Raw genomic sequence first — 21,835 nt, 5'->3', positions numbered from 1 at the left:
CTGGATCACATGCGAAGGAGCATTGCATCATGGTGCGCGAACTATCCCATTACGTAGACGGCCAGCGGGTGACGGGGACCTCCGGCCGCTTCAGTGACGTTTTTGACCCCTGCACCGGCCAGGTCCAGGCGCGCCTGCCCCTCGCCAGCGGGGAGGAGGTCCGGAACGTGGTGGCCGCGGCAGAGAAAGCGCAGGTCCAGTGGGGCGCCATGAACCCGCAGCGCCGCGGCCGGATCCTGCTTAAGTTCGTTGACCTCGTCAACGAGAACATGGACGAACTCGCCACGCTGCTGTCCTCCGAACACGGGAAGACGTTCGCCGATTCCAAGGGCGATATCCAGCGCGGGATTGAAGTGGTGGAGTTCGCGGCGGGCGCCCCCCACCTGCTCAAAGGCGAGTTCTCCGACGACGCCGGTGCGGGCATCGACGTCCACTCGCTGCGCCAGCCGCTCGGCGTCGTCGCGGGCATCACCCCGTTCAACTTCCCGGCCATGATCCCCCTGTGGAAGTCCGGCCCGGCCCTCGCCGCCGGCAACGCCTTCATCCTCAAGCCCTCCGAGCGGGACCCCTCGGTTCCCCTGCGCCTGGCCGAACTGTTCACGGAGGCCGGACTGCCGGACGGGGTGTTCAACGTAGTCAACGGGGACAAGGAAGCCGTTGACGCGCTGCTGGAAGATCCCCGCGTGAAGGCCATCGGCTTTGTGGGTTCAACACCCATCGCCCAGTACATCTACGCCACCGCGGCCGCCCACGGGAAGCGCGCCCAATGCTTCGGCGGGGCCAAAAACCACATGGTGATCATGCCGGACGCGGACCTGGACATGGCCGCCGACGCCCTGATCGGCGCCGGGTTCGGCTCCGCCGGCGAGCGCTGCATGGCCATTTCCGTGGCAGTCCCGGTGGGGGAAAAGACCGCGGATGCGCTGGTGGCCAAGCTGGCCGAGCGCGTCAAGCATCTGCGGGTGGGCCACAGCCTGGACAAGGACTCGGATTTCGGGCCCGTGGTGGCGGCGAGTGCCAAGGAACGGATCGAGGGCTACATCCAGTCCGGTGTGGACGAGGGTGCCACCCTGCTGGCCGACGGGCGCGGCCTCACGGTGGAAGGCTATGACGACGGCTTCTGGGTGGGCCCCACGCTCTTCGACCACGTCACCAAGGACATGAAGATCTACCGGGAGGAAATCTTCGGCCCCGTCCTCAGCGTGCTCCGCGCCGCCGATTACGACGAAGCCCTCCGGCTGTGTTCCGAGCACGAATTCGGCAACGGCGTGGCCATCTTCACCCGCGACGGCGACGCCGCCCGGGACTTCGCCAGCCGGGTGGAGGTGGGCATGGTGGGCATCAACGTGCCCATTCCGGTTCCGATTGCGTACTACACGTTTGGCGGCTGGAAAGCGTCCGGCTTCGGCGACCTGAACCAGCACGGCGCCGATGCGTTCCGTTTCTACACCAAGACTAAAACGGTCACCACGCGCTGGCCGTCCGGGATCCGCCAGGGCGCCAGCTTCATCATGCCGGAAGGCAGCTGATGGCGGAGGTTCTGTTCGAGAAGCGCGGACACCTGGGCGTCATCACGCTCAACCGGCCCAACGCAGTCAACGCCCTGAACGCCGGCATGGTGGACGCCATTCTGGCGCAGCTCACCGCCTGGGCGGACGACGACGGCGTGGCCACCGTCCTGGTGCACGGCGCCGGCGAGCGTGGCCTGTGCGCCGGGGGCGACATTGTGGCGATCTACCGGGACATCCTCGGCGGGGGTACGGAAACTGCTGACTTCTGGCAGAACGAATACCGGCTGAACTCCCTCATCGCCGCCTACGCCAAGCCCTATGTGGCCTTTATGGACGGCCTCGTGCTGGGCGGCGGCGTGGGAATCTCCGCGCACGGCTCGGTGCGGGTGGTCACCGAACGGACCCGGACGGGAATGCCGGAGACCACCATCGGATTTGTGCCCGACGTCGGCGGGACCTGGTTGCTGGCGAAGTCACCCGGGGAGACCGGCACCCACGCCGCGCTGACCGGAGCCCACCTGACCGGGGCGGATGCGCTGTTCCTGGGCCTCGCAGACCACTTTGTCCCGTCGGGGAGCCTGCCGGAGCTGGCGGCCGCGCTCGAACACGAAAGTGCGGAAGCCGCCGTCGTCCGCTTTGCCCAGGACCCGCCGCCCTCCGGGCTGGAGGAGCAGCGCGGCTGGATCGATGCCGCCTACGCCAGTGATGACGCGGAGGACATTGTGCGGCGGCTGCGGACGGATGAGGCCTCGGGCGGCGCGCCGAGTGGGGAACCTGGCGCGGAGGCTACCGAGGCCGCCGACACCATCGAAGCGAAGTCGCCTACGGCTGTGAAGGTGGCACTGGAGTCCCTCCGCCGGGCCAAGGGACTGACGTTGGACGAGGCGCTGGCGCAGGAATACCGCGTGGGGCTTCGGTTCCTGGTTGCGCCCGACTTCCGCGAAGGGATCCGCGCGCAGGTGGTGGACAAGGACCGCATTCCGCAATGGAAGCCGGACACGCTGCACGAGGTGCACGCGACGGACATCGAACGGTTCTTCGCGCCGCTGGGGGACCGGGAGCTCAACCTGCACACAAAGGAGCCGGACAATGCCTGAACAAACCACCGTCGCTTTCCTGGGCCTGGGCCACATGGGCGGGCCCATGGCAGTGAACCTGGTCCGTGCCGGCTACACCGTGGCGGGCTTCGACGTGGTCCCCGCCGCGCTGGAAGCCGCCCAGACACACGGTGTCCCCACGGTGGCCAGTCCGCTGGACGCCATCGCCGGTGCCGACGTGGTGCTGACAATGTTCCCCAGCGGCCAGCACGTGCTGGACGCCTACCGCGGCGCGGACGGACAGCCGGGACTGCTGGCCGAGGCCAAGCCGGGGACCATGTTCCTGGACTGCTCCACCATCAACGTTGACGAGGCACGGGAAGCCTCCGCGCTCGCCATCGCGGCCGGCCACCGTGCCGTGGATGCCCCGGTCTCGGGCGGTGTGGTGGGTGCGGAAGCCGGCACGCTGACCTTTATGGTGGGCGGCGAAACGGAGGACTTCGAGGCGGTCCGGCCGCTGCTCGAGGTGATGGGAAAACGGGTGGTCCACTGCGGCGGGCACGGCGGCGGCCAGGCCGCCAAGATCTGCAACAACCTCATTCTGGGGGTCTCCATGATCGCGGTCAGCGAAGCCTTTGTGCTGGGCGAGAAGCTGGGCCTGACGCACCAGGCGCTGTTCGACGTCGCCTCCAACGCCTCCGGACAATGCTGGGCCTTGACCACCAACTGCCCTGTTCCCGGACCGGTCCCCACCAGCCCCGCCAACCGCGACTACCAGCCCGGCTTCGCGGGGGCGCTGATGGCCAAGGACCTGCGGCTCGCGCTGAATGCGCTGGAAAGTACCGGGGTGGCGGCCCGGCTGGGACCGCTCGCCTCGGAAATCTACGATACGTTTGCCGCTGAAGGCGGAGCCGGCCGGGACTTCTCCGGAATCATCACCGATATCCGCGACAAATCGCAGCACTAGCACCATCTGCAGCACTGGCAACTCTGCAGCACCAGCAACACGCGAAAACAGCTGAAAGGTTAGGCATGACGGAGTACACGAACATCCTGGTGGAACAGCGCGGCCGGGTAGGGCTGGTCACGCTCAACCGGCCGGAGGCGCTCAACGCCCTGGACAAAGCCACCATGGACCAGCTCGTGGCAGCCGTCACCGCCATGGACGCCGACCCCGGCGTGGGCGCGGTGGTGATCACCGGCTCGAGCAAGGCGTTCGCCGCGGGTGCCGACATCAAGGAAATGGCCTCGCAGGGCTACATGGACATGTACGCCGCCGACTGGTTCCGGGGCTGGGAGGACTTCACCCGGCTGCGGATCCCTGTCATCGCGGCCGTGTCCGGCTTCGCGCTGGGCGGCGGCTGCGAGCTGGCCATGATGTGCGATTTCATCATCGCCGGGGACAACGCCAAGTTCGGCCAGCCGGAGATCAACCTCGGCGTGCTGCCGGGCATGGGCGGTTCGCAGCGGCTCACGCGCGCCGTGGGCAAGGCCAAGGCCATGGACATGATCCTCACCGGGCGCTTCATCGGCGCCGAGGAGGCTGAACGCTCGGGACTCGTCTCGCGCGTGGTGCCCGCGGAGAATGTGGTGGAGGAGGCGCTCAAGGCCGCGGAGGTCATCGCGTCCAAGTCCAAACCCGTGGCCATGCTCGCGAAGGAAGCCGTCAATGCGGCCTTTGAAACGGGACTCGCCCAGGGTGTCCTGTTCGAACGCCGGATCTTCCACTCGCTCTTCGCCAGCGAGGACCAGAAGGAAGGCATGGCCGCCTTTACCGAAAAACGGCAGCCCGAGTTCACCCACCGCTGACCGGTAATTACCGGGCAACCGACAGGGATTCCCGGTGGGCGGCAACGTCTGCGGCCAGTTCCTCGGCCATCAGATGGTTGTTGATGACGACGGCGGTCCACGCACCTGCCGCCGCCGAGGCCAGGACCTGCGCGCGCGTGTCCGTCACGTTGCCCGCCGCCCACACCCCCGGGACCGCGGTGGCGCCGTCGGCATCGGTCTCCAGGAAGTCCCCGATCCCCATTGGATGCGGTGCCGGCTCGAGGCCAAGCCCGGCGAAGGCGTCCAGCCGTGCGCGCACCTGGGGTCCCACCACTACCGCGTCCACGGCGATCTCGGGTCCGCCGGCCAAGGCGACGCCGCGCAGGACGTCCTGCTCCACCCGCAATGATTCAACAACGCCCGCCACCACCCTGATGCCCCGGGCGGCCAGCTGCTCCAGCTCGTCGTCGGTGGGCAGTGTCAGGTCGTTCAGGAAGAGGGTGATGTTGCCGCTCCACTGCCGGAAGAGCAGGGCCTGGTGCACGGACCAAGGCCCGTTGCCCAGGATGCCGATGGCCTGATCCTGCACCTCCCAGCCGTGGCAGAACGGGCAGTGCAGCACATCCCTGCCCCAGCGCTCGCGGAGCCCGGCAATCCCCGGCAATTCGTCCACCAGCCCGGTGGTGATCAGCAGGCGGCGCCCGCGGATCACGCTGCCGTCCGCCAGGGTCACGGAAAAACCGTCGGCCGCATTGCCCGCAGCGGCAACGGCCTCGCCCTCCACTATCCGTACGCCGTAGTGCTCGGCTTCGGCACGTCCGATCCTCAGGAGTTCGGCGGGGCTGACACCATCGCGGGACAGGAATCCGTGGACCCCCTGGGCGGGGGCGTTCCGGGGTTCGCCGCTATCAACCACCACCACGGAGCGGCGCGACCGGCCCAACATTTGTGCGGCGCTCAGGCCGGCGGCCCCTCCACCGATGATGAGGACGTCGTACGTGTTGTCATTGTCTGTTTTCATTCCTCCATGGTCCGCGGCACCTGCTCAGAGTGGCAAGGTAAGTTGCTGGAATGGCAAACTGGGCCAATGGATGAAGAATTCGACGACGTGCTGGCAGCGGTGGGGCCGCGGCTCAGGGCCCTCCGCCTCAACAGCAACACCACCCTGGCGGCCCTGGCCGAGGCCACCGGGATTTCGGTCAGCACACTTTCGCGGCTGGAGTCCGGTCAGCGCCGCCCCAACCTTGAGCTGTTGCTGCCGCTGGCCAAAGCTCACCGGGTCCCGCTGGACGAACTGGTGGGGGCTCCCGCCACGGGCGATCCGCGCCTGCACCTGCGCCCCATGGTCCGCCACGGCATGACCATCATCCCGCTGACGAGGCGGCCCGGCGGGATCCAGGCCTACAAGCACATCCTGCCGGCTGGCAAGCCGGACCAGCCGGACCCCCAGGTCCACGAGGGGTACGAATGGCTGTATGTGCTCAACGGCAAACTCAGGATGGTCCTGGGCGGCCAGGACCTGGTGATGGGGCCCGGCGAAGCAGCCGAATTCGATACCCGGGTGCCCCACTGGTTCGGCCGCGCGGACACCGAAGCGGTGGAGTTCCTGAGCCTCTTTGGAACCCAGGGCGAACGCATGCACGTCAGAACCAAACCGAGCTCCTCCTAGACCCGTAGGGCCGCCAAGCGCTAAGGAACGCGCCCCTAGTCCGCAAAGTCCCCGGCATTCCGGCGGAACGTGCCCAGGATGCGGATCAGCTGGTCCACATCGGCCGCGTCGAAACCTGACTGGCCAAAAACCTCGGTGTTGAGCACCGCCGTCGCCCGTTTGGCAACGATCCGCCCCTCCGCGGTGAGCTCGATCAGGGTGGTGCGGCCGTCCGTAGGGTGCGGCGAACGTGCCACCAGTCCCGAGCCTTCCAAACGGTCGACGGCGTTCGTCACCGAGGTGGGATGGACCTGGAGCAGGGCGCTCGCCTTGTTCATGGGCAGCGCGCCGCTGCGGGCGAAGCTGAGGAGCGCGAGCAGTTCGTAGCGGGCGAAGGTCAGCCCGAACGGCTTCAGGGCGCCCTCGATCCGGGCCAGCAGGATCTGCTGGGTGCGCATGATCGCGGTGATCGCGGCCATGGGAGCGGCGACGTCGGCCCAGCCGTGCTCTTCCCAGTTCCGTTGGGCGTCCGCGATGGGGTCCCGGGGCAGTGGCACAGCCATCCTCAGCCCTTCAACCCCGGGAAATCCGCCTCGGAGTACTCCACGCCGAAGCCGTCGGGATGGGTGCCCCCGCCATGCCGGAGCTCCTCATTGTGCCGCAGCTCAACACGGCGGATTTTGCCCGAGATGGTCTTGGGCAGCGCCGCGAATTCCAGCCGCCGGATCCGTTTGAACGGCGCCAGGTGTTCGCGGCAGTACCGCAGGATGTCCTCGGCCAGCTCCGGCCCCGGCTCCAGTCCGGACACCAGCACAACATAGGCCTTAGGGACGGAAAGCTTGACCGCATCCGGCGACGGAACCACAGCCGCCTCGGCCACGGCGGGGTGTTCCAGCAGCACGCTCTCCAGTTCGAACGGCGAGAGCCGGTAGTCGGAGGATTTGAAGACGTCGTCGTCGCGGCCCACGTAGGTGATGACACCGTGTTTGTCCCGGCTGGCCATGTCGCCCGTGTGGTAATAGCCGCCGCGGAACGCCTCGGCGGTCCGTTCCGCGTCCCCGTAGTAGCCCTTCATCAGCCCCACCGGCCGGGGGTCCAGGCGGAGGCACAGCTCGCCGTCTTCGGCTTCTTCCCCCGTGTTCGGATCCACCAGCACAACGTCGTAGCCGGGAAGCGGCCGCCCCATGGCGCCGATGGTGACCGGCTGGCTGGGCGTGTTGGCCACCTGGACGGTGGTTTCGGTCTGGCCGAAGCCGTCCCTGATGGTCTGGCCCCACGCACGCTGGACCTGCTCGATCACTTCGGCGTTCAGCGGTTCGCCCGCGGAGACCACCTTGGTGGGCGGGGTCTTCAGCACTTTCAGGTCCGCCTGGATGAGCATCCGCCAGACCGTGGGCGGGGCGCAGAAGCTGGTGACGTGCTCGCGGTCCATCTGCCCCATCAGGGCACGGGCGTCGAACCGTTCATAGTTGTAGACGAAAACGCACGCCTCCGCGATCCACGGGGCGAAGAAATTGGACCACGCGTGTTTGCCCCAGCCCGGCGATGCCACGTTCAGGTGCACGTCGCCGGGTTCCAGGCCGATCCAGTACATCGTGGAGAGGTGCCCCACCGGGTATGACGTATGGGTGTGCTCCACCAGCTTGGCCTTCGACGTGGTTCCGGAGGTGAAATACAGCAGCAGCGTCTCGTCCGCGTGGGTGGGGGCGTCGGCTGTGAAGGTGACTGCCGCCGTCGTCGAATCCGTGTACTGGAGGGCACCGGGGGTGCCGGCTGAACCGCCGCCGGCGCCGATTTCGATGAGGCGGTAATCGCCGGGGACGCCGGCAAACTTACCGATGTTGGAACGTCCGACGGCGGCCCAGCCCGCCTCGCCGCGCTCCACGCGTTCGGCCAGGTCCTCCGGACCCATCAGGGTGGTGGTGGGGATCAGGACAATGCCCAGCTTGATGCCGGCCAGCATCAGCTCCCAGAGCTCCACCTGGTTGCCCAGCATAACGATCATGCGGTCCCCGCGGCGCATGCCCTGGCTTCTCAGCCAGTTGGCCACCTGGTTGGAACGGGCGGCCAGGTCCGCGAAACTCCGGCGCGTGGCCGATCCGTCCTGCTCCACGATGACCAGGGCCGGATTGTCGGCCTTCTCAGGATCGGCGGCGATCTGATCGAACCAGTCGAGGGCAAAGTTGAATTCCGTGAAGCGCGGCCACACGAACTCGCGCCTGGCCTGGTGGTAGTCGGAATGCAGGGTCAGCAGGCGGTCGCGTGCCTCGCGGAAGTCATCGGTGACTGACATGGGGGACACCTTTCGTCCAGTGATGCGCATCACTAAGAATCCATCCCTGTGCAATATACTAGGACATCCAAGGGTTTGGAAGACCGAAGGGATATGAAGCGTGCAGCCACAAGGACGTGAGCGTGTTGTGACCGAAGCCCCGCCCTTTCCAGAGGCAGACCTGATGCACATCGTGGACCTCCTGCCCGCAGCGGAGCGCGAGCGCTACCTGGAGGTCCGGGCGTTCCTGCAGTCCACGGTGCGGCAGGCCTCCATTGACTACTGGAACCGCGAGGAATTCCCGTTCGGGCTGCTGGCGGAAATGGGCAAGCACGGGCTTGGCACCTTGCAGACGGACGGCACGTCCAAGCTCTTCAAGGGCCTGATGTACGTCGAAGTGGCCAGGGCGGACGTTTCGCTGTCGGCACTCGTGGGGATCCACAACGAACTGATCGTGGGGATGATCGACGCCCTCGGTTCCGAGGAACAGAAGCAGCGGTGGCTGCCTGGCCTGAAGAACTTTACCCAGCTGGGAGCTTTTGCCCTGACCGAACCGGAGCACGGCTCGGATATCGCCGGCGGGCTGGAAACATCCGCGCGGCTGGAGGGCGGCGAGTGGGTGATCAACGGCGCGAAGCGCTGGATCGGCTCCGGGACTATCGCGGACTTTGCCCTGGTGTGGGCGCGCGACGCTGCGGACGGGCACATCAAGGGCTTCATTGTGGAGACGGACCGCACTGGCTACCGGGCAACCAAGATTGCCAACAAGATCGGCCTGCGGATCATGCAGAACGCGGACATCGTGCTGGACAACGTCAGGATTCCGGCGTCCAACATGCTGCCGGGCGCCACGGACTTCTCCAAAGCCAACGACCTCCTGCGGGATTCGCGCGCCTGGGTTGGCTGGCAAGGTGCCGGGATCCAGCTGGCCGCGTTCGACGTCGCCCGTTCCTACTCCCTGGAACGCAGGCAGTTCGGCAAGGAACTGGCATGCTTCCAGCTGGTCCAGCAGCAACTGGCGGAGATGCTGGGCAACGCCTCCGCGTCACTGGCGTTGATGGCCCAGCTCGCCCGGATCCAGACGGACGGCAAGCTGGAGATGGCGCAGGCGGCCATGGCAAAGTCCACGTGCACCCGGCTGGCCCGCGCGTCGGTGGCGATGGGACGGTCGCTGCTGGGCGGCAACGGGATCAGCTCGGACTTTGAAATGGGCAAGCTGTTTGGTGATGCCGAAATCCTCTATACCTATGAGGGCAGCTACGAAATCAATTCGCTGATTGTTGGCCGGGCCGTTACCGGAAAATCGGCCTTCGTCTAGCAATTCACGGGACAAGAACTTAAGAAAAAACTGCCCTGGCCATGCTTTGCAGCACGGTCAGGGCAGTTGATCAGAACCTTAGAGCGGGCGAATATTCTCTGCCTGCGGGCCCTTGGGACCCTGGGTCACATCGAATTCGACTTTCTGGTTCTCATCCAGCGAGCGGTAGCCGCTGCTGGCGATTGCGGAATAGTGCGCGAAAACATCGGCGGATCCGTCGTCCGGAGCGATGAAACCAAAGCCCTTTTCAGCGTTGAACCATTTAACTGTGCCTGTTGCCATTGCTAACTTCCTTTGTAACCCTTTTCTGGTCCTGCTCGGACGGCAGGCAGACGCGGAGTCTGTAGTCCGCTGTCTCAAACCTAGGGGCTACGCGGTGGGCGTGCAATAGCTGCAGTCATCAAGTGTCACCGCTGTTACAGAAGTGGTACACGGGAATTGACCGCTGCGGGCTAGCGCATGCCCTCCCGGCGGATGGCCGTGGCGATCGCCGCGGCGCGGGTCTCCACCCCGAGCTTGGCGTAGATATGCGCCAGATGGGTCTTGACGGTGGCCTCGGAGATGAAGAGCCGCTGGCCCAGTTCCCGGTTGCTGAGCCCCTCGGTCAGGAGGCTCAGCAGCTCCGCCTCCCGGGGCGTCAGGACCTCGTCGGGATTGCGCAGCTGCTGGAAGAGCCGGGAGGCCACGGGGGCGCTCATGACGCTCTTCCCTTGCACGGCACCGCGGATGGCGGCGAAGATTTCGTCCGGGGCGGCGTCCTTGAGGAGGTAGCCCATGGCGCCGGCGTCGACCGCCCGGACGATGTCCGCGTCGGAATCGTATGTGGTGAACACCAGGATGGCCTGCCGGCTGTTGCGCTGCCGCAGCTGCCTCATGGCCTCGATCCCGTCCATTCCGGCGCCCATGGCCAGGTCCATCACCACGACGTCAGGGGAGTGGTGTTCCACCAGCCCCAGCGCTTCCTCGCCGGAGGCGGCCTCGGCCACCACGTCAAAGTCAGGCTGCGTACCCAGCAGTGCCTTGAGTCCGCTCCGGACCACTAGGTGGTCGTCCACCAGGAGGACAGTGATGGTAGTCATGCGCCCTCCGGTGTCATCTGCTGGCCAGGTGGCGCTGACTGCACCCGGGCCGGCACTTGTGCGGCCACGATGGTCCCTTCGCCGGGGGAACTTTCCACCGAGAATACCCCGCCCAGCTGCTCAACCCGCTGGCGCATGGCCCGCAGCCCGTAGCCTCCGGCGTCCGACGGCGGTGCTGCCGCAGACGGGTCAAAGCCCGTCCCGTCGTCGTAGATGTCAAGGGTGACCGAGCCGGGAAGGAATCCCAGCGTCAAGGTTGTGGTGGCGGCGTTTGCGTGCTGCTGGATGTTCGCGGCCGCGCTCTGGACCACCCGCAGCAGGGTGTGCCGGACTTCCGCCGGGACGTCCCTCGGTTCGCCGGTGACCAGGAGCCGGGCGTGCGGGACGTACTGGGCGGCTGCCTGGTGCAGGGCTTCGGGAAGCGGCGATGCGTCGAGGCCCGGGGAGGCGAGCTCGTGGACCAGATTGCGCGTCTCGGTGAGATTCCGGCGCAGCAGTTCCGTAGCCTGGTTGAGCTCCTGGCGCGATGCCTGGCCTGGCCACGAACGGTCAGCGGCCTCCAGGAGCAGCAGGCTGCTGGCGAGGCCCTGCGTCACGGTGTCGTGGATCTCTCGCGATACGCGCTCGCGTTCGGCGATGGTGCCGGCCAGGCGCTCGCTGGCCGCCAGCTGCCCGTGTGCCAGCGATACCTCCGCATGGAGACGGCGCTGCTCCGCGGCGTCGTGCTCGATCCGGTCATAGATCAGCGTAAGCATCACGCCGACGGCGAGTGGCCCCAGCAGCATCGCGAGGTCTGTCCCGTCGCTGAGCCGGAACAGCCCGACGGCGGTGGCGGCCGCCGTCGCGCTTGCCGCCACATAGCCCACGGCGCCCGTAAAGGCCGTCCGGCACAGGAAGAGGATCGCAAAGGAACACCAGGCGAAGCTGGGTGCGGCGATGACCAGTGCTGCCCAGACGGCCACAAACACGAGCATCCAGACCGCCCATGGGCGTCTCTGCCGGGCCAGTACGGCGATGACGGCGTAGAGCGCGCACACCGTTCCAGCCAGGCCGAGGACCAGCAGGTTGTCCTGCAGGCTGTGCCGCATGGCATAGCGGACGGCCGAAGCCACGAGCAGGACCGCGAAGCCAAGGTGGACGGCGGTGTCGATCCGGCCGAACCGGCCAGGGGAGGCGGCCGGTCCACGAGGCTGGGCGCGTCCGGTGGTCAGCGAAGATCCGTCGGTCAGGGTTTTACGGGGAGTGGCTGGGGAGGGCATGGGGTCCGGTTCAGGTCAGGGGCGTTCCTATCCCATGCTATTGCCCGCGCCGTTGCTGGTCTCTCCGCCTTTTGGCTGATGCTGCTGGCCATCCGGGGGAGCGGGGCGCAGCCAAAGGCCCGATGTTTGTTCCGGCGGGGCCGGACAGGATGGATGGAGCCGATGCCCGTTCCAATGGATTCAGCCAACGTGAGTCCATCAACGGGCGTCCAGCAACGTGCGTCCATCAACCCAAGGAGAAACACCGTGAAGAAGTCCAACAAGATTGCCGCCGCCGCTGCTGCCGCAGGAGCCTTGCTGCTGACGGGAGGGCTGACCGCTGCAGCCAACGCCGGGACCAGCCAGGCGGCCGCTCCCGCCGCGGTACCCGCCGTCGATATCCCGCAGGCGCTGGAGACCGTGGTGGCGCAGAACCGCATCACCGCGGGTGCCTCGGCCGATGCGGTCCGGGCAGCCCTTGCGAAATGCCAGGCTGACAAGCTGCCGTTCGTCACGGTGGCCCTGGTGGACAGGTTCGGCACCGTCCAGGCGCTCCTGCGCGGGGACAACGCCGCCGAGCACACGATCGAAGCAGCCCAGCAGAAGGCCTACACCGCGGCCGCTTTCGGCGCACCGACGAGCGAGCTGGCCAAGCGCGTCAACGGCAACGGGCCCAGCATCGCGGACCTCCCCGGCACCCTGTTCCTGCCCGGGGGCGTCCCGCTCAAGGTCAATGGGGTGTCCGTGGCAGGCATCGGCGTGGGCGGTGCCCCCGACGGCAACCTGGACGAAGCCTGCGCCACCGCCGGCGCCGAGGCCATCGCCGCTGCAGCTGCCGGCTCAGGCAAGTAGGCTCGGCTCCATGAGGCGGTTCAGGACCTGGAGCCGGGCACGCAGGGCGGCGGGAATTCTCTTTCTGGCGGGCGGTGTATCAGTTTGCCTGGCCGCCTGCCAGACGGGTCCCGGCGAGCCGCAGCGGCTGGAGTCACCGCCGTCGTCCGGCCTGGTCAGCCCGGGCAGCCAGCCCCCGTCCGGACCGTCAGCTTCGCCGGGTACGTCCCCGCCTGCTTCCACCGCAACGGCCGCCACCACGCCACCAGTCCTATCGGCTGAAGCCCAGGCCCGGCTCGACCAGGAACTGATCGCCGCCGCGAAGGCCAACAACGTGGCGCTGGTGAGCGAACTCATCGGCCGCGGCGGCAACGTCAACGCCAAGGACGCCATCCAGGACTCCGCATTCCTCTATGCCGGGGCCGAGGGATTCAACGAGGTTCTCCGGCTGACGCTGGCGGCCGGCGCGGACGTTGCCAGCACCAACAGGTACGGCGGGACGGCGCTGATTCCGGCCAGCGAACACGGCCACGTGGAGACGGTCCGCATCCTCCTGGCCGCCGGCGTGCCCGTGGACCATGTGAACAACCTGGGCTGGACCGCCGTGCAGGAGGCCATCCTGCTCAACAACGGCGGGCCCAGGCAGCAGGACGTGGTGCGCCAGCTGCTCGACGCCGGTGGGGACCCGAACATCCGCGATCCCCAAGGACGGACGGCCCTGGAGAATGCGGAGCGGCTGGGCTTCGGCGAGATCGCTGCCCTGATCCGTGCCCGCTGACCCAGGGCTAAAGCACGTCCTCGAACAACTCCACGTATTTCCGCGACATCGCCTCCGCGCTGAATCGGGTTTCGACGGCGGACCGGCAGCCATGCCTGTCCAGGCCGGACGCACGCTGCAGGCAGCTGGCCAGTGCATCGGTACCTGCGGCTAGGAAACCGGTGACTCCGTGCTCGATGATTTCCGGTGCGGAGCCCCGCGGAGTGGCCACAACGGGGGTGCCGGTGGCCAGCGCCTCGATCATGACCATTCCAAAGGGTTCGTCCCACTGTACGGGGTTGAGCAGCGCGACCGCATTGCCCAGCAGGGCGAACTTTCCGTCGGCGTCCAGTTCTCCGAGGAACTCTTCATCAGGCCCGAGCAAGGGTGCGATCACGGAGCGGAAATAATCCACTTCAGCCGGGTCGCTCATTTTTGCGGCGATCTTGAGCTGCATGCCCGCTCTTCGGGCCACCGCTATCGCCTCAGCGATGCCTTTGCACGGCGCCATTCGGCCCAGAAAACACGCGTAGCCGCCGGCTCCGGCACCGGGTGGAACAGTGGCGGGATCGATGCCGTGGTGGATGACCCGGCGTATTTTGAGGTCGGGGGCGCTGTCGGCCTGGTGCTGCGAGATGGCCACCAGTGACACGTCCCGGCTGAAGGCTTCATATACCCGGCACAGCGCCGGCGTCATGTCCGAATGAATGGTGCTGACCACTGGAATCCCCGGTGGGCGGTGTCGGTACAACGGTCCCGCCAGGGTGTGGTCATGGATAATATCGACGTCGTCCAGTCCGGCGTAGGCCCTGATGACGTGCGGCAACTCTGAGCTTGTGCTGCCCATGGCGGCACGCTCCGCCGGGGCGAAGCCGTCCAGCAGTTCGACCGGGCAGGTGCTGTCCGCCGCGGCCGCCAGCACCACGCTGTGCCCGGCCGCCGCCAGCGTGGTGGCCAGCGCGTGGATGACCGCCTCCGTTCCGCCGTAGCCTAGGGGCGGGACGGGGAGCCATGGCGGAGCTATCAGTCCTATCCGCAAGATGCGCGCTCCTGCTCGGGGTTTAGCCTGTCTTGTCCAGCTTCTCGGCGAGCTCAACCAGATCGGCAAGGGGGGGACGTGTCCCGCGGTGGAACGTCATGCCCGGCGGGAGCCCGTCGATCGTGGCCTGGCTGCCGGTCACGTCGATGGTGATCCGGCCGTCACCTATGGGGCAGTTGGTGATGTGGACCCGGCCCCAGGACTCCGGCAGCACCGGGTCCATCCACATGCCGTTCATGGAGACGTGGGGGTCATACCGCAGCAGTGTGCGCAGCAGATGCACGGGGGTGGTGGCCGCCCAGGCCTGGGGCGAGCAAGCTGTCGGGTAAGGCACCGGTTCCGGGAAATCAGCGCGGTCAAATCCGCAGAACAATTCAGGCAAGCGGTGGTCGGTGAAATCCGCCGCCTCAATAAGCCCGAGGGCAACCCGCCGGGCCTCGTCCACAAATCCGTACCTCATCAGGCCCGTAGCAATCATCGCGTTGTCATGCGGCCACACGGATCCGTTGTGGTAGCTCGCAGGGTTGTAGGCGCCCATATCCGTGGCCAGGGTGCGGATCCCCCAGCCGCTGAACATTTCAGGCGACATGAGCCGGGCCGCCACCAGGGGCGCCTTGTCGGCGTCGATTATCCCGTTCCACAGGCAGTGCCCCATGTTGGAGGCGCAGGCATCCACAGGTCTCTTGTCCCGGTCCAGTGCGATGGCGTAGTAGCCTCTGGCCGGCAGCCAGAACTGTTCGTTGAACTGCTTCTTAAGCCGCGCCGCGCGTTCCCGCAACTCCCGCGCCAAGGCCAGGTCCCCGGCGTCGTACGCCATCCACGCCCGGGCAATGTAGGCGCCGTACACGTAACCCTGCACTTCGCAGAGGGCAATGGGCGGTTCTGCCATGCGGCCGTCCGCGAAATTTACGCCGTCCCAGGAATCCTTCCATCCCTGGTTGATCAGCCCCTGGTCGTTAAGCCGCTGATACTCCACAAAGCCGTCGCCGTCGCGGTCGCCGTAATCCCTGATCCAGTCCAGCGCCCTGTCCGCGTTTGGCAGCAGCCCGGCCACCTGGTCCGCGGCGAGGCCCCAGCGGCTGACTTCGCCGAGCAGCGTGACGAACAACGGCGTGGCATCGGCCGTGCCGTAGTAGGCGGACTTGCCGCCCAGTGCCAGGCCCGTGCTGACGCCCAGCCGGACCTCATGGAGGATCCGGCCGGGCTGCTCTTCGGTCAGCGCGTCCACCGCGTTGCCCTGCCTTTCGGCCAGCGTCTGCAAGGTGTCCAGGGCCAGCGACGGGTCCACCGGCAGCGCCATATAGGACGAGAGCAGCGAATCGCGGCCGAAGAGGGCCATGAACCATGGAGCACCCGCCGCGACGACGGTCCGGTCCGGATGCAGCGGGTCCTCGATCTGGAGGGCGCCGATGTCATCATGGCTGCGCTGCAGGGTGCGGGCAATCGACACGTTGCTGACGTGCATCGCGGGGATCTTCCGGACCCACTCCTGGCGCCGTAGTTCCGCAGGCGAGGTTCCGGTAGCCTGGCGCTGGAAGGGCGCGGGCGTTTCGGCTGCATCCAGTAGCGGCGACACCGTCACCCTTGTGCGCCACTGGCCGTGCGGCGGCACCACGGTGCGGTAGCCCAGGCCTTCGTGGCTGAAAGTCGCGTCGGGAGCATGCAGGACAACCCCCTTGTGAATTCCCCGCCAGACGCCCTTGATGGTCAGCGAGTCGCCTTCCGGGTGCCGGGACTGGTCCCAGTGGCGGATGATCCGGGCGTCCTTCACCTCAAAGAGGTCCGCGAAGTCCGCGTCCATCGCCAGTTCCACCACGCACACGGCAGGCTCGCGGGAATGGTTCCGGACGGTGATCTCCTCCAGGATGCCCGCGCCCACCTCGCGGTTTCGTTCCACGATCAACGGGCTGTCCGCTTGGCCGGCTGCCCGGGCCGGACGGCCGATGAAGACGGCCCGGTACGGTTCGACGGCACGGGCGGCCAGCGGCTCCAAAGTCACATCATTGACCGTCAGTCTCCAGCGGGAGACGATGCGGGTGTCCTCATGGAACACACCATGGGGGCGGTCGGAGTACATGTCGCCGGCCAGGCCGGAAATGCAGAAGTTCGAGCCATCCACAAGTGTCACCGTGGCCCCCAGGGGGCCAGCCGCGGTGTCAACATTCCATCCAGCCATCCCTGGCTCCTTTGATGCTCATCCGGTAAGCAACGCTACGGGGCCCGTTCCTGCGGACCCCGCGGGTAGATCAGAAGGGCTGCCGCCGCGGATCGTTCACGTGGGATCTTCGTCCCATCGGCCTCCGGCGGAGCCCGGTGGGCAACGAATCCATCATGGCGGACCTCCACCCGGAGCACGATGCTTCTATGACCCTACGCTTGTGGTTCTGTGGACGCTAGGTGCGGAACCCACCACGGATCCCTAGACCGCTTCGAGGACGCTGACGTAGTTGGCGATGCCCACGCCGCCCATGTTCTGGACGGCGGCGCGGCGAGGGTTGGCGAGTTGCATGTCGCCGGCGGTCCCGGTGAGCTGCATGGCGGCGATGACGTGCTGGGATACGCCGGTGGCGCCGACGGGGTGGCCTTTGGCCTTGAGCCCGCCGGAGACGTTGATGGGCAGCTTCCCGTCCTTGAAGACCCAGCCTTCCTGCACAGCGCGGGCGCCCTGGCCCGGTTCGGTCAGGCCCATGGCCTCGTACATCAGCAGCTCGGCGATGGTGAAGCAGTCGTGGACCTCAGCGAAGTCCAGGTCTTCAAGCCCGACGCCGGCCATCCCCAGCGCACGCTGCCAGGACATGCGCGTGGCGGCGAAAGCCGTTGGATCCCGGCGTTCGGCCGGGAAGAAGTCGTTCGCCTGGCCGAAGCCGGCGAGCCGCACCGGCGCGGTGGCCCCGCCGGTTGGTGACGTCCTGAGCACAACGGCAGCGGCGCCGTCGGACACGGGGGAGCAGTCGGTGCGGCGCAGCGGATCGGCCACCATGGGGTTCTTGTCCGAGACGGTGCGGCAGAACTCCTCGCCGAGGTCCTTGCGAAGCTGGGCATAGGGGTTGTCGACGCCGTTGCGGTGGTTCTTGGCCGCGATGGAGCCCAGCACGTCGCCCAGCTGTCCGTCGCCGCGACCGTAGCGCTTTTCGTAGTGCTTGGCGACGTCCGCGAACAGGCCCGTAAAGCCGGTGGTGGACGTCTGGCCGGCCATGTCGTAGTCGGCGCCCAGCAGGGCAGCCCCGACGACGTCGGCGCTTGCGTGCGTCATCTTCTCGGCGCCGATCACCAGCACGGTCTTCGCCGTCCCGGCCAGCAGCGACTTGGTTCCCTGCTGGAACGCGGCCGACCCGGAGGCGCAGGCGTTCTCCACACGCGTGGCGGCGACGTTGGCCAGCTGGTCCGAGCCCTGCAATGCCAGCGAGGACGGGAACGCCAGCGGCATCATGCCGGAGTTGAACTGGCCCAGATAGATCTCATCGATCTGGCCGGGCTCGATCCCGGCGTTGCTGATTGCCTCGGTGGCCACCTGGACGATCAGGGACTCAAGGGTTTCGTCTGTGAGCTTGCCGAACCGGCTGTGGCCCCAGCCGGTGAGCAGGACATCCTTGCCGAACTGTTCCTTGAGGCTCATGCTGCCACTCCCGCGGTTTCAAGCTGGACGTCGAATGCGGCTTCGGTCTTTTCGCGAATTTCCTCCACTGTGACCCCCGGCGCAAGGCGGGTCAGCGTGAGCTGCCGCCCGCCGTCGTCGTCCGCTTTTTTGAGGTCGAAAACCGCGAGATCGCTGATGATCCGGTCCACGCAACGCAGGCCGGTGAGCGGCAGGGTGCACTCGGTGACGATCTTGGCCGTGCCGTCCTTGGCGTTGTGCTCGGTCAGGACCACCACGCGCGGCGTGCCGGCGACGAGGTCCATGGCGCCGCCCATGCCTTTGACCATTTTGCCGGGAATGGTCCAGTTGGCGAGGTCGCCGTTGCCGGAGACCTGCATGGCGCCCAGGATGGCCACCTTGACGTGGCCGCCGCGGATCATGCCGAACGATGTGGCGGAGTCGAAGATGCTGCCGCCGGGCAGGACCGTGACGGTCTGCTTGCCGGCGTTGATGAGGTCCGCGTCTTCCTCGCCGTCATAGGGGAACGGGCCCATGCCCAGCAGGCCGTTTTCGCTCTGCAGGACCACGCGGACGCCGTCGGGCAGGTTGTTGGCCACCAGCGTGGGGATGCCGATGCCCAGGTTCACGTAGTCGCCGTCGTTCAGTTCCTCGGCCGCGATGGCAGTCATTTCATCCCTGGTCCAGGCCATGGGGTTCTCCTTGGGGTTCAAAGTTTTGTGGGGGCTTAAGTGTTCGTTCGCGCTGCGGGGTGGGGCGGGCGCGGTCAGGCGGGCACAGTTGTTCAGGCGGGGACTGCTGCCGCTTCTCGTGGGCGGACGGTGCGCTGTTCGATGTCCTTCACCCGGCCGCTCGCCTGGACCAGGTGCTGGACGTACACGCCCGGGGTGATGACGTGGTTCGGATCAAGTGCGCCCGGCTCCACGATGACTTCGGCTTCGGCGATGGTCACCAGGCCGGCGGTGGCCACTACGGGGTTGAAGTTCCGGGCCGTGTAGCGGTAGATCAGGTTCCCGTCCGTGTCGGCGGTGTGTGCGTGGACCAGTGCGACGTCGGCGCGGATGGCGCGCTCCTGGACGTACGTTTCGCCGTCGAACTCTGCGAGCGGTTTGCCTTCGGCCACCAGCGTTCCCACACCGGTCTTGGTGTAGAAGGCGGGAATGCCGGCGCCGCCGGCGCGGAGGCGCTCGACCAGGGTGCCCTGCGGAGTGAACTCCACCTCAAGCAGGCCCGCGAGGTACTGCTCGGCGAAGAGTTTGTTCTCGCCCACATACGATGCGATCACCTTGCGGACCTGGCCGGCTTCGATCAGCACGCCCAGGCCTTTCTCGTCCACGCCCATGTTGTTCGACACCACGGTCAGGCCGCGCACACCGGAGTCCCGCACGGCCTCGATGAGGTCCGCCGGGATGCCGCTCAGGCCGAATCCGCCGACGGCGAGCGTCATGCCGTCCTGGAGCACTTCCGCCAGGGCCGCGGCGGCGTTGGATTTCAGTTTGGACATTCCGTCTCCTCTTCATCGAGCGTGCAGAGCCATTCGGGTTATCCACTTTGTGGACATAGGGCCTGAAGAAGGAGCCTAAGGTGTTCAAGGAAGTTGGTCAACGGCGTAATCCTGCCCGCAAGGCAGATATTTCACAGCGTGGACGCTAAGCTTTGAGGTGTCCACATTGTGGAGAATTTCTTGAGAGTTGGTGATCCGAATGAAGAATCCAGTCCAAGGGGCTCAGGTGGTGGGCCGCGTGGCGTCACTGCTGCGTCTGGTAGGCCGGAAGCCGGAGGGCAGCTCGATTGCCGGGCTGGTCCGGGAGTCAGGGCTGACCCGCCCCACCGTCCACCGGCTCCTGGCCTCCCTTGCCGCGGAGGGCCTACTGGACCACGATGCCCGCAGCGGAAACTGGATCCTGGGCCCTGAGATTTTCCTGCTGGGATCAGTGGCGGCGGCCCGCTTCCCGTTTGAGGATCTGGCGCGGCCAAGCCTGCGCCGGCTGGCGGAGGAGACCGGCGAGAGCGCGTTCTATTCCATCCGCAGGGGCCAGGAGACGGTCTGCGTGCTGCGGGAAGAGGGCAGCTTCCCGGTACGCTCCTTCGTGCTGCACGAGGGAGTCCGCTTTCCACTGGGTGTGGCCTCGGCCGGGACGGCCATCATGGCGTTCCTCCCGGATGAGGAACAGGAAGCCATCCTGTCCGGCTGGGACCAGCACGCCGGCAGTTTCGCGGCAGGTCACAGTATGGACGTGGTGCGCAGGAACCTGGAACGGACCCGGCTGCATGGATTCGCAGTGAATCCCGGCCTGGTGCTGGAAGGCAGTTGGGGAATGGGGGCGGCCGTGTTCGACCAGCTGGGCAGGCCGGTGGGCGCGCTGTCACTCACCGGCATCGAACCCCGGTTCCGGCCGGAACGCCAGGAGTTCCTCGGCAAACTGCTGATGGAGGAAGCCCACCGGATGAGCTCCACACTGAGCAGCCGCTGATTTCTTCTCTGGCGCCGGCTGAATCACGGCCGTCGCCGCTGAGTTTCCCCGATGCCTCGACTGGGCGCGCGCCCTCGCGGGGCAGTTTGACACGGACACGCCGGCAAATAGAGGCCGATACGCGCCAACCGCGGCTCAAAGTGCCCCGGTTCGGCCCGGACTACCTCTGACAAGTTCACCTAACTGCAGGCGCTTGCGAACACATCCGATGTGCAAGATGCTGGCAGCATAGGCCGCAATCGCGTCGAGCCTAAGGAGCGCAGCCTCATGAAAAGCATCAGAATGACTTTCGACCATTTTGGTAGCCCGGACGTCGTCACCGCGGGCGAAGAAGAGCAGTCATCCCCGGGTCTTGGCGAGGTGCAGGTTGGCGTCCGTGCCATCGCCGTCAACCCGATGGACTGGAATGTCGTGGCGGGCTACCTGGAACCCTACTTCCCGTTGCAGCTCCCCGCCGTTCCTGGCTGTGAGGCTGCGGGGACAGTGACCGCCGTCGGCCCCGACGTGACCGGGTTCGATGTGGGCGACGAGGTCATCTGGAACGGCATCGCCGGAGGCTACCGCGCCGTGGCCAACCTTCCGGCCGCCCAGCTGACACGGAAGCCGGCCGGCATCGATTTTGAGCAGGCGGCCTGCATGGCGATAGCGGGCGGTGCGGCGTATTCGGCCCTGGTCCAGCTGGGCATCGGAGTGGGGGACACCGTCCTCATCCACGGCGCGGCGGGCGGTGTGGGCTCGGCATCCGTCCAGATCGCCCGGGACCTCGGCGCCCGCGTCATTGGTACCGCCTCGGAGCAGAATCATGACTACCTGCGCGGGCTCGGAGCCGAACCTGTGGCCTACGGCGAAGGCCTCGTGGAGCGCGTCCGCTCCCTGGGCAGCATCACCGCTGTCGTGGACACCTTTGGCGGGGAAGAGACGACGGCGGCCACGGTCGAGCTTCTGGGTGGTCACGGCAACGCGGTAACCACCGTGCCCGGCAAAGAGTCCAACGCTGCAGGAATTGCCCCCGTCCGGTTGCTTGACGGACGGGCGACGGAAGCGGCCCGTCTTGCTGCCAACGGGAAACTTCGTTTCGACATCCAGGAGCGGATCCCCCTCACCGAGGCGGCCCGGGCGCTGGGCCTCAGCCGGGCGGGACACGTCCGGGGCAAGCTCGTGCTCATCCCGTAACTCGAGGCGCCGCGAGGGCCGTTGTGGGGCACTTTGACACGGGCACGCCGGCATTTCAGGCGGGATCGGTCCAGGCAGGGTTCAAAGGGCCCC

21 protein-coding genes are annotated in these 21,835 nt (G+C 66.9%); 10 read left to right on the top strand and 11 right to left on the bottom strand.

Annotated features, from left to right (window positions below; translation table 11 throughout):
* The first annotated feature begins 29 nt into the window (after positions 1-29).
* From ACX80V_RS19530 to ACX80V_RS19515, 4 genes are all read left to right on the top strand, one after another.
* Positions 30-1,529 (top strand): CoA-acylating methylmalonate-semialdehyde dehydrogenase, encoded by a 1,500-nt coding sequence (locus ACX80V_RS19530; RefSeq protein ID WP_485844539.1) that lies wholly within the window; start codon positions 30-32, stop codon positions 1,527-1,529.
* On the top strand, positions 1,529-2,608 hold the full coding sequence (locus tag ACX80V_RS19525; protein ID WP_485844538.1) for an enoyl-CoA hydratase/isomerase family protein: 1,080 nt from the start codon (positions 1,529-1,531) through the stop codon (positions 2,606-2,608). The genes ACX80V_RS19530 and ACX80V_RS19525 overlap by 1 nt, the downstream gene beginning before the upstream one ends.
* The gene (mmsB, locus tag ACX80V_RS19520) at positions 2,601-3,515 is read left to right on the top strand and encodes a 3-hydroxyisobutyrate dehydrogenase (protein WP_056348732.1); all 915 of its coding nucleotides are present in this window, start codon (positions 2,601-2,603) and stop codon (positions 3,513-3,515) included. Before ACX80V_RS19525 ends, mmsB begins: the two co-directional genes overlap by 8 nt.
* A 65-nt stretch (positions 3,516-3,580) precedes the next feature.
* A complete protein-coding gene (locus ACX80V_RS19515; RefSeq protein ID WP_058930224.1) occupies positions 3,581-4,357 on the top strand; it encodes an enoyl-CoA hydratase in 777 nt (258 codons plus the stop codon).
* 7 nt (positions 4,358-4,364) lie between these two features.
* Here ACX80V_RS19515 and ACX80V_RS19510 read toward each other — a convergent pair whose 3' ends face one another.
* Positions 4,365-5,339: an NAD(P)/FAD-dependent oxidoreductase gene (locus ACX80V_RS19510; RefSeq protein ID WP_485844537.1), complete on the bottom strand. Its 975-nt coding sequence runs from the start codon at positions 5,337-5,339 to the stop codon at positions 4,365-4,367.
* 66 nt (positions 5,340-5,405) lie between these two features.
* Between ACX80V_RS19510 and ACX80V_RS19505 the strand changes: the two genes are divergently transcribed.
* A complete protein-coding gene (locus tag ACX80V_RS19505; protein WP_485844536.1) occupies positions 5,406-5,987 on the top strand; it encodes a helix-turn-helix domain-containing protein in 582 nt (193 codons plus the stop codon).
* 35 nt (positions 5,988-6,022) lie between these two features.
* Here ACX80V_RS19505 and ACX80V_RS19500 read toward each other — a convergent pair whose 3' ends face one another.
* Positions 6,023-6,529: a MarR family winged helix-turn-helix transcriptional regulator gene (locus ACX80V_RS19500; protein WP_058930221.1), complete on the bottom strand. Its 507-nt coding sequence runs from the start codon at positions 6,527-6,529 to the stop codon at positions 6,023-6,025.
* A gap of 2 nt (positions 6,530-6,531) precedes the next feature.
* Positions 6,532-8,259 (bottom strand): AMP-binding protein, encoded by a 1,728-nt coding sequence (locus tag ACX80V_RS19495; protein ID WP_485844535.1) that lies wholly within the window; start codon positions 8,257-8,259, stop codon positions 6,532-6,534.
* A gap of 163 nt (positions 8,260-8,422) precedes the next feature.
* On the opposite strand from ACX80V_RS19495, the gene ACX80V_RS19490 reads away from it, so the two are divergent.
* Entirely contained in the window at positions 8,423-9,556 is a 1,134-nt protein-coding gene (locus ACX80V_RS19490; protein WP_485844571.1) for an acyl-CoA dehydrogenase family protein, read from the top strand.
* 78 nt (positions 9,557-9,634) lie between these two features.
* On the opposite strand, the gene ACX80V_RS19485 is transcribed toward ACX80V_RS19490, so the two are convergent.
* The 3 genes from ACX80V_RS19485 to ACX80V_RS19475 form a co-directional block, all read right to left on the bottom strand.
* Positions 9,635-9,838 (bottom strand): cold-shock protein, encoded by a 204-nt coding sequence (locus ACX80V_RS19485; RefSeq protein WP_013599688.1) that lies wholly within the window; start codon positions 9,836-9,838, stop codon positions 9,635-9,637.
* A gap of 170 nt (positions 9,839-10,008) precedes the next feature.
* On the bottom strand, positions 10,009-10,635 hold the full coding sequence (locus tag ACX80V_RS19480) for a response regulator (protein WP_485844534.1): 627 nt from the start codon (positions 10,633-10,635) through the stop codon (positions 10,009-10,011).
* The gene (locus ACX80V_RS19475; protein WP_485844533.1) at positions 10,632-11,894 is read right to left on the bottom strand and encodes a sensor histidine kinase; all 1,263 of its coding nucleotides are present in this window, start codon (positions 11,892-11,894) and stop codon (positions 10,632-10,634) included. Before ACX80V_RS19475 ends, ACX80V_RS19480 begins: the two co-directional genes overlap by 4 nt.
* Before the next feature lie 246 nt (positions 11,895-12,140).
* Here ACX80V_RS19475 and ACX80V_RS19470 point away from each other — a divergent pair, with 246 nt between their 5' ends.
* Positions 12,141-12,725: a GlcG/HbpS family heme-binding protein gene (locus ACX80V_RS19470; protein ID WP_485844532.1), complete on the top strand. Its 585-nt coding sequence runs from the start codon at positions 12,141-12,143 to the stop codon at positions 12,723-12,725.
* A gap of 10 nt (positions 12,726-12,735) precedes the next feature.
* Entirely contained in the window at positions 12,736-13,482 is a 747-nt protein-coding gene (locus ACX80V_RS19465) for an ankyrin repeat domain-containing protein (protein WP_485844531.1), read from the top strand.
* 7 nt (positions 13,483-13,489) lie between these two features.
* Here ACX80V_RS19465 and ACX80V_RS19460 read toward each other — a convergent pair whose 3' ends face one another.
* The 5 genes from ACX80V_RS19460 to ACX80V_RS19440 all read right to left on the bottom strand — a co-directional run bounded on the left by ACX80V_RS19460 (position 13,490) and on the right by ACX80V_RS19440 (position 19,599).
* Positions 13,490-14,500: a glycosyltransferase family 4 protein gene (locus tag ACX80V_RS19460; protein WP_485844530.1), complete on the bottom strand. Its 1,011-nt coding sequence runs from the start codon at positions 14,498-14,500 to the stop codon at positions 13,490-13,492.
* Between the two features lie 22 nt (positions 14,501-14,522).
* Entirely contained in the window at positions 14,523-16,676 is a 2,154-nt protein-coding gene (locus tag ACX80V_RS19455; RefSeq protein WP_485844529.1) for an amylo-alpha-1,6-glucosidase, read from the bottom strand.
* 243 nt (positions 16,677-16,919) lie between these two features.
* Positions 16,920-18,116, bottom strand: a complete 1,197-nt coding sequence (locus ACX80V_RS19450) for an acetyl-CoA acetyltransferase (RefSeq protein ID WP_485844528.1) — start codon at positions 18,114-18,116, stop codon at positions 16,920-16,922.
* Entirely contained in the window at positions 18,113-18,787 is a 675-nt protein-coding gene (locus ACX80V_RS19445; RefSeq protein WP_485844527.1) for a CoA transferase subunit B, read from the bottom strand. Before ACX80V_RS19445 ends, ACX80V_RS19450 begins: the two co-directional genes overlap by 4 nt.
* Before the next feature lie 92 nt (positions 18,788-18,879).
* A complete protein-coding gene (locus tag ACX80V_RS19440; protein WP_485844526.1) occupies positions 18,880-19,599 on the bottom strand; it encodes a CoA transferase subunit A in 720 nt (239 codons plus the stop codon).
* Between the two features lie 199 nt (positions 19,600-19,798).
* On the opposite strand from ACX80V_RS19440, the gene ACX80V_RS19435 reads away from it, so the two are divergent.
* Positions 19,799-20,569 carry an IclR family transcriptional regulator gene (locus ACX80V_RS19435; protein WP_485844525.1) on the top strand — a complete coding sequence of 257 codons (771 nt, stop codon included), beginning with the start codon at positions 19,799-19,801 and terminating at the stop codon, positions 20,567-20,569.
* A 267-nt stretch (positions 20,570-20,836) separates the two neighbouring features.
* A complete protein-coding gene (locus ACX80V_RS19430; RefSeq protein ID WP_485844524.1) occupies positions 20,837-21,742 on the top strand; it encodes an NADP-dependent oxidoreductase in 906 nt (301 codons plus the stop codon).
* Positions 21,743-21,835: the final 93 nt, after the last annotated feature.

The sequence above is a fragment of the Pseudarthrobacter arbutini genome (assembly GCF_054510915.1).
The sequence above is the reverse complement of the archived record's forward strand: the minus strand, read 5'-3'. Positions and strand labels throughout refer to the sequence as shown.